We start from the raw sequence: 6840 nt of genomic DNA, 5'->3' as shown, positions 1-6840 counted from the left end.
CGCGGCTTCTGGGCCGGCCGTCCGTGCCATCCCCACCCCGGCAGACGAGCTCGGCGGGACCTCCCACGCCGGCTCTTTCTCGGCGGGCGCGGCGGGGCGGCTTCTGGGGCTCGATCGGGCGCATGTCTGGCATCCGTACGGGCCGATGCCGGGGCGGGCCGAGCCGTATCTCGTCGAGAGTGCTTCCGGCGTACGGCTGAAGCTTGCCGATGGGCGAGAACTCGTGGACGGGATGTCGTCGTGGTGGGCGGCGATCCATGGTTATCGGCATCCCGCGCTGGACGCGGCGCTCGTGGAGCAGTCGCGGCGGATGAGCCACGTGATGTTCGGCGGGCTCACCCACGAGCCGGCCATCGAGCTCGCGACCACGCTCGTCGAGCTGGCGCCGGACGGGCTGGAGCACGTCTTCCTCTGCGACTCCGGGTCGGTCGGCGTCGAGGTCGCGATCAAGATGGCGCTCCAGGCGCAGCTAGCGCTCGGCCGCCCGGGGCGGCGCAGGCTGGCGACCTGGCGGGGCGGCTACCACGGCGACACGTTCCACCCGATGAGCGTGTGCGACCCCGAGGGCGGCATGCACTCGATCTGGACGGGAGTGCTGCCCGCCCAGGTCTTCGCGGAGGCGCCGCCGGCCGAGTACGACGAGGACTACGCGGCCTCGCTGGTCGCGATGGTCGAGCGGCACGCGGACGAGATCGCCGCGGTGATTGTGGAGCCGGTGGTGCAGGGCGCGGGCGGGATGCGGTTCCACCATCCGGAGTACCTGCGGGTGCTCCGCGAGGCGACCGCCGCGTACGGCATCTTGCTGATCTTCGATGAGATCGCGACCGGGTTCGGCAGGACGGGCAGGCTCTTCGCGGCGGAGCACGCCGGGGTGGCGCCCGACATCCTGTGCGTGGGCAAGGCGCTCACGGGTGGCTACCTGACACTCGCGGCGGCGCTTTGCACGACGGCGGTCGCCGAGGCGATCTCGTCGGGGCCGGGCGGCGGGCTCATGCACGGGCCGACGTTCATGGGCAATCCGCTCGCCTGCGCGGTCGCCAGCGCCTCGCTGAGGCTCCTGCGGGACGGGTCCTGGCATGATCGGGTACGGCTGATCGAAAACGGTCTCAGAGACGGTCTGAGGCCGTTGCGCGGGCGGCCTGGCGTCGCGGACGTCCGGGTCCTCGGGGCGATCGGCGTGGTGCAGCTCGATCACGACGTGGACATCGGGCCGGCCACGGCGGCGGCGGTCGCCGAGGGGGTGTGGCTGCGGCCGTTCCGCGATCTGATCTACACGATGCCGCCCTACGTCACGGACCCCGGCGACGTCGCCCGGATCACGGCGGGCGTCGCCGCGGCGGTCTCCGCGGGCTGAGCCGGTTGCCCTGCGGTGCAGAACACACCACCGATCTCGGCGGGCCCGGCGCCGCTTGCCCGGCCGGCCACCCTCGGGTCCGGCGCCCGATTTGCTCCGCCGGCCCGACGTCCGAATTGTCCCAGCGGCCGCGATCGCGGGCCGCATTACTGCACCGGCCGCCGTCGCGCTGGCGGCCACCCGACACGGAAGAGGGAAGACGACATGGAGACCTTCGGCAAGCGCCTCGTCGAGGCGACCGAGAAGCGCGGCCGGCTATGCGTCGGGATCGATCCGCACGCCGCCCTGCTCGCCAAGTGGGGACTGAGCGACGACGTGGCCGGCCTGGAGCGCTTCGCCCGTACGGTGGTCGAGGCCCTGGCCGATCGGGTGGCCGTGCTGAAGCCGCAGTCGGCCTTTTTTGAGAGATTTGGGTCACGTGGCATCGGCATTCTTGAGTCAACTATCCGACAGTCTCGGGAGGCCGGGGCGCTCGTCCTGCTCGACGTGAAGCGCGGCGACATCGGTTCGACCATGGCCGCGTACGCCTCCGCGTACCTCGATCCAGCCAGTTCTCTGCGTGCCGACGCGATTACTGTGAGTCCCTATCTCGGTTTCGGGTCGTTGCAGCCGGCACTCGACGTCGCGGCCGCGAACGGCGGCGGCGTCTTCGTCCTCGGGCTCACGTCCAATCCGGAGGGACCGTCGGTCCAGCACGCCGTCGGCGCCGGCGGCAAGACCGTCGCGCAAACGATGATCGAGGAGATTTCCCAGCTCAACGCGGGTGCGGAGCCCCTCGGAAGCTACGGGCTCGTGATCGGCGCGACGATCGGGGAGACCGGTCACGACCTGTCCCGGGTGAACGGTCCGCTGCTCGCTCCGGGCCTCGGCGCCCAGGGTGCGACCCCCTCCGACCTGCGCGCCGTCTTCGGGGAAAGCCTGCGTAACGTGCTGCCGTCGTACTCACGGGAAGTTTTGGCGGCGGGACCCGGAGTGGCCGAGCTGCGTGTAGCAGCAGAGCGCGCCGCAGACGAGTGCGCAGCTGCGCTCGGGTGAAAAGGCCCCTGCTTACCAGGGACGTGGACAGCGGGTGCGGGGGTACCCCCACGTTGCCGAAAGCGCCGTTGACCGCTAGTTTTCCCGGCGCCAGGGAACCACATGCCCCTTTGGTTCCCAGGCACACCACGTTTCACAGAAGCGCCGGTATTGACCTACCGCCGCGATAGGGACCTGAGGAGAACTGGTGCCGCTCCCGTCACTGAGCCCCGAGCAGCGCGCTGCAGCGCTTGAGAAGGCCGCGGAAGTTCGCAAGGCTCGGGCTGAGCTGAAGGAACAGCTCAAGTCTGGCAAGACCACCCTCGCCGCCGTGCTGGACCGCGCGGAGGAGGACGAGGTCGTCGGCAAGCTGAAGGTCTCGGCCGTGCTTCAGGCACTGCCGGGCATCGGCAAGATCCGCGCGACGCAGATCATGGAGAAGCTGAAGATCGCTGACAGCCGCCGGCTTCGCGGTCTCGGCGACCAGCAGCGCAAGGCCCTCCTGGGGGAGTTCGCTGCGAACTGACTCATGGGCTCGTGTTGAATGAGCCTTGTGAGCATGGATGACGACGCGCGCCCGGCAGCCCGCCTCACCGTCCTCTCCGGCCCCAGCGGGGTCGGCAAGGACAGCGTGATCGAGCTGATCCGGGCGCGCTCGCCTTGGATCAAGCTGTCCGTGTCCGTGACGACCCGGAAGAAGCGCGACTACGAGACCGACGGCGAGCACTACCATTTCGTGACCCGCCAGGAGTTCCAGCGGCTGATCGATGGCGGTCAGCTGTTGGAGTGGGCGGAGTTCGCCGGCAACCTCTACGGCACGCCCCGGGCCCAGGTCGAGGGCTGGCTGAGCCAGGGCCAGCCGGTCCTGCTCAAGATCGACCTGCAGGGCGCGCGCCAGGTGCGCGCCTCGATGCCCGACGCGCAGCTGGTCTTCCTCGCGCCCCCGAGCGTCGAGGAGCTGCGGCGGCGCCTGGTCGGCCGCGGCACCGACGACGAGGAGACGATCCGCCGCCGGCTGAAGCACGCGGACGAGGAGCTCGCCGCCGAGAAAGAGTTCGACCGCACCGTCGTCAACGACTTCGTCGAGCGGGCCGCGGACGAGCTGGTAGGATTGCTCGGTTCGTCATACCTGACGCCCGCGCAAGCCCCAGAGCATTAAGGATTGAACAACTGTGGGAACCATCGCGAACCCCGAAGGCATCACCAACCCGCCGATCGACGAGCTCCTCGACAAGACCTCGTCGAAGTACTCGCTGGTGATCTTCGCGGCCAAGCGTGCCCGCCAGGTCAACGCCTACTACAGCCAGCTCGGTGAGGGCCTCCTCGAATACGTGGGCCCGCTGGTCGAGACCACCCCGCAGGAGAAGCCGCTCTCGATCGCCATGCGTGAGATCAACGCCGGCCTGCTGACGGCCGAGGCGACCGACAACCCGTAAGCGGTTCGGCTCACCCGGACTTCGCGGCCTCCGGCCGCCCACGACGATCCCGCGTCCCGCCTGGGCCGCGGGATCGCTGCGTTTTCGGCTCGGTTCCGTGGCGGCCGGCTGTGTTGGAGTCGGCGGCTGTCCGCAGGTCGTTGGCTTGCCGGGCGGTTGTCCGCGTTGGGGTGGGTGGGCCGCTTGCTGGGCGGGTTGTCTCCGCAGGCCGCTTGCCCGTCGGGGTGGGCGGGCCGCTTGCCGGGGCGGGTTGTGCGGAGGCCGTTCGTCCGTGGGGTGGGCGGGCCGCTTGCCGGGCGGTTGTCCACAGGGCGCTCGCTCGTGGGGTGGGCTCGCCGTTCGCCGGCCGGGTTATCCACAGGCGCTCGGCACGATCAAGCGCGCGTCCGTCAGAATGATCGACGGGGGTTCCCCCTTGGGAGGGCGGGCCCTGGCTGGCTGGTTCTTTGTTCGGGGGTCGCGGTGACGGAAGTCGTGCTCGGAGTCGGCGGCGGCATCGCCGCCTACAAGGCGTGTGAGCTGCTTCGCCTCTTCACGGAGTCGGGGCATTCCGTGCGGGTCGTGCCCACCGCGTCGGCGCTTCGGTTCGTCGGCGCGCCGACCTGGGCCGCGCTCTCCGGCAAGCCGGTCGCCACCGAGGTGTGGGACGACGTGCACGAGGTGCCGCACGTGCGGATCGGGCGGGCCGCGCAGCTCGTCGTGGTCGCCCCGGCGACGGCCGATCTGCTCGCCAAGGCGGCGCACGGCATCGCCGACGATCTGCTGACCAACACGCTTCTCACGGCGACGTGCCCGGTCGTGTACGCGCCGGCCATGCATACCGAGATGTGGGAGAACCCGGCGACGCGCGCGAACGTGGCCACGCTGCGTGCCCGCGGAGCCGTGGTGATCGAGCCCGCGGTCGGGCGCCTCACCGGCAAGGACACCGGCAAGGGGCGGCTCCCCGAGCCCTCCGGCATCTTCGAGCTCGCGCTGCGCGTACACAAGCGAGGTCTTGATCGTGATCTCGCGGGGCGGCATGTGGTCGTGACGGCCGGCGGGACGCGCGAGCCGCTCGATCCGGTGCGGTTCCTCGGCAACCGATCGTCGGGCAAGCAGGGGTACGCGCTGGCGAAGGCGGCCGTGGCGCGGGGCGCGCGGACGACGCTGATCGCGGCGAACGTGACGTTGCCGGAGCCCGCGGGTGTCGACGTGATCAGGGTGGGTACCACCGAGGAGCTGCGCGCGGCGACCGTGAAGGCGGCCGTCGAGGCGGACGCGGTCGTGATGGCGGCGGCGCCGGCGGACTTCCGGCCGGTCACCGTCGCGGCCGAGAAAATCAAAAAGACGGACAGCGGTACGCCGGCGCCGATCGAGCTGACCACCAATCCGGACATCGCCGCCGAGCTGGGCGCGGCGAAGCGGCCGGGGCAGGTCCTGGTGGCTTTCGCGGCCGAGACGCACGATGCGCTGGAGAACGCGCGGGCTAAGTTGATCAAGAAACGTGCCGACCTGATCGTCGTTAACGAGGTGGGAGTGGACCGCGTGTTCGGTGCCGACCACAATGAGGTCACGCTGCTGGGTGCTGACGGGAGCACGGTGAGTCACGCCGAACTCCCCAAAGACGATGTGGCCGATATGATTTTGGACCGCGTCGCCGTCCTTCTGGATGGCCCGGTGGGCAGCAGTCGAACGGCTCAGGCGCGGTGACTACACTTCCCGGTTACGTTGTATTCGACAATTCTGAGGAGCACCGTGGCACGCCGCCTGTTCACCTCCGAGTCGGTCACGGAAGGCCACCCGGACAAGATCGCTGACCAGATCAGCGACGGTATTCTCGACGCCCTGCTCCGGCAGGACCCCCGCAGCCGGGTCGCGGTGGAAACGTTGATCACGACTGGCCAGGTGCACGTGGCGGGTGAGGTCACCACCCAGGCGTACGCCGACATCCCCAGCATCGTGCGCGACACCATCCTGAAGATCGGGTACGACTCGTCCAAGAAGGGCTTCGACGGCGCCTCCTGCGGCGTCAGCGTGTCGATCGGCTCCCAGTCGCCCGACATCGCCCAGGGTGTCGACAGCGCGATCGAGCTCCGTGAGGGCGACAGCGAGCACGTGCTCGACGCCCAGGGCGCGGGCGACCAGGGCATGATGTTCGGCTTCGCCTGCTCGGAGACCCCCGAGCTGATGCCGCTGCCGATCGCCCTGGCCCACCGGCTCGCCCGGCGCCTGTCCAAGGCCCGCAAGGACGGCACCATCCCGTACCTTCGCCCGGACGGCAAGACCCAGGTCACCATCGAGTACGACGGCCTCAAGCCGGTACGCCTCAACACGGTGGTCGTCTCGTCGCAGCACGCGGCCGACATCTCGCTCGAGTCGCTGCTCACGCCCGACATCCGCGAGCACGTGATCGGTCCCGAGCTCGAGGGGCTGGGCCTCGACACCGAGGGCTACCGCCTGCTCGTCAACCCGACCGGCCGCTTCGAGATCGGCGGCCCCATGGGCGACGCCGGCCTGACCGGCCGCAAAATCATCGTCGACACGTACGGCGGCTACGCGCGCCACGGCGGCGGCGCCTTCTCGGGCAAGGACCCGTCCAAGGTGGACCGCTCGGCGGCGTACGCGATGCGCTGGGTCGCCAAGAACGTGGTAGCGGCCGGGCTGGCGGAGCGCTGCGAGACCCAGGTGGCGTACGCGATCGGCAAGGCCCACCCGGTGTCCCTGTTCGTCGAGACGTTCGGCACGGAAAATGTGCCGGTGGAGCGGATCGAGAAGGCCATCAACGAGGTCTTCGACCTCCGCCCGGCCGCCATCATCCGCGACCTCGACCTGCTGCGGCCGATCTACCAGCAGACCGCTGCGTACGGGCACTTCGGGCGGGAGATCCCGGAGCTGCTCTGGGAGAGCACTGACCGGGCTCAGGATCTCAAGAGCGCGGCTGCCTGAGGTTTTTGGCCGGCGTTCCCCCATTTTTTGGGGGGCGCCGGCTTTTCCTTTTCTGGGGCGGCTGGGTGGGCTGGGCTTGGTTGCGGTTGACGGTGGAGGGCCGGGGGTGCG

7 protein-coding genes are annotated in these 6840 nt (G+C 69.9%); all 7 read left to right on the top strand.

Going from position 1 to position 6840, the window contains the following annotated elements; genetic code table 11:
- Positions 1-145 precede the first annotated feature (145 nt).
- The 7 genes from Ade02nite_RS48250 (at position 146) to metK (ending at position 6729) form a co-directional block, all read left to right on the top strand.
- Positions 146-1354, top strand: a complete 1209-nt coding sequence (locus Ade02nite_RS48250; protein WP_203778187.1) for an adenosylmethionine--8-amino-7-oxononanoate transaminase — start codon at positions 146-148, stop codon at positions 1352-1354.
- 204 nt (positions 1355-1558) lie between these two features.
- Positions 1559-2389 (top strand): orotidine-5'-phosphate decarboxylase, encoded by an 831-nt coding sequence (gene pyrF / locus Ade02nite_RS48245; RefSeq protein WP_203778186.1) that lies wholly within the window; start codon positions 1559-1561, stop codon positions 2387-2389.
- 187 nt (positions 2390-2576) lie between these two features.
- On the top strand, positions 2577-2894 hold the full coding sequence (gene mihF / locus Ade02nite_RS48240) for an integration host factor, actinobacterial type (protein WP_020517554.1): 318 nt from the start codon (positions 2577-2579) through the stop codon (positions 2892-2894).
- 33 nt (positions 2895-2927) lie between these two features.
- Entirely contained in the window at positions 2928-3527 is a 600-nt protein-coding gene (gmk, locus tag Ade02nite_RS48235; RefSeq protein ID WP_203778185.1) for a guanylate kinase, read from the top strand.
- Between the two features lie 13 nt (positions 3528-3540).
- A complete protein-coding gene (rpoZ, locus tag Ade02nite_RS48230) occupies positions 3541-3804 on the top strand; it encodes a DNA-directed RNA polymerase subunit omega (protein WP_015623990.1) in 264 nt (87 codons plus the stop codon).
- A gap of 462 nt (positions 3805-4266) precedes the next feature.
- Positions 4267-5493 carry a bifunctional phosphopantothenoylcysteine decarboxylase/phosphopantothenate--cysteine ligase CoaBC gene (gene coaBC / locus Ade02nite_RS48225; protein ID WP_203778184.1) on the top strand — a complete coding sequence of 409 codons (1227 nt, stop codon included), beginning with the start codon at positions 4267-4269 and terminating at the stop codon, positions 5491-5493.
- Between the two features lie 45 nt (positions 5494-5538).
- Positions 5539-6729, top strand: a complete 1191-nt coding sequence (metK, locus tag Ade02nite_RS48220; protein WP_203778183.1) for a methionine adenosyltransferase — start codon at positions 5539-5541, stop codon at positions 6727-6729.
- Positions 6730-6840: the final 111 nt, after the last annotated feature.

Origin of the sequence: Paractinoplanes deccanensis, from assembly GCF_016862115.1 — a bacterium.
Classification (GTDB): Bacteria; Actinomycetota; Actinomycetes; order Mycobacteriales; family Micromonosporaceae; genus Actinoplanes; species Actinoplanes deccanensis.
This window is presented reverse-complemented; position numbering and strand designations above follow the sequence as displayed.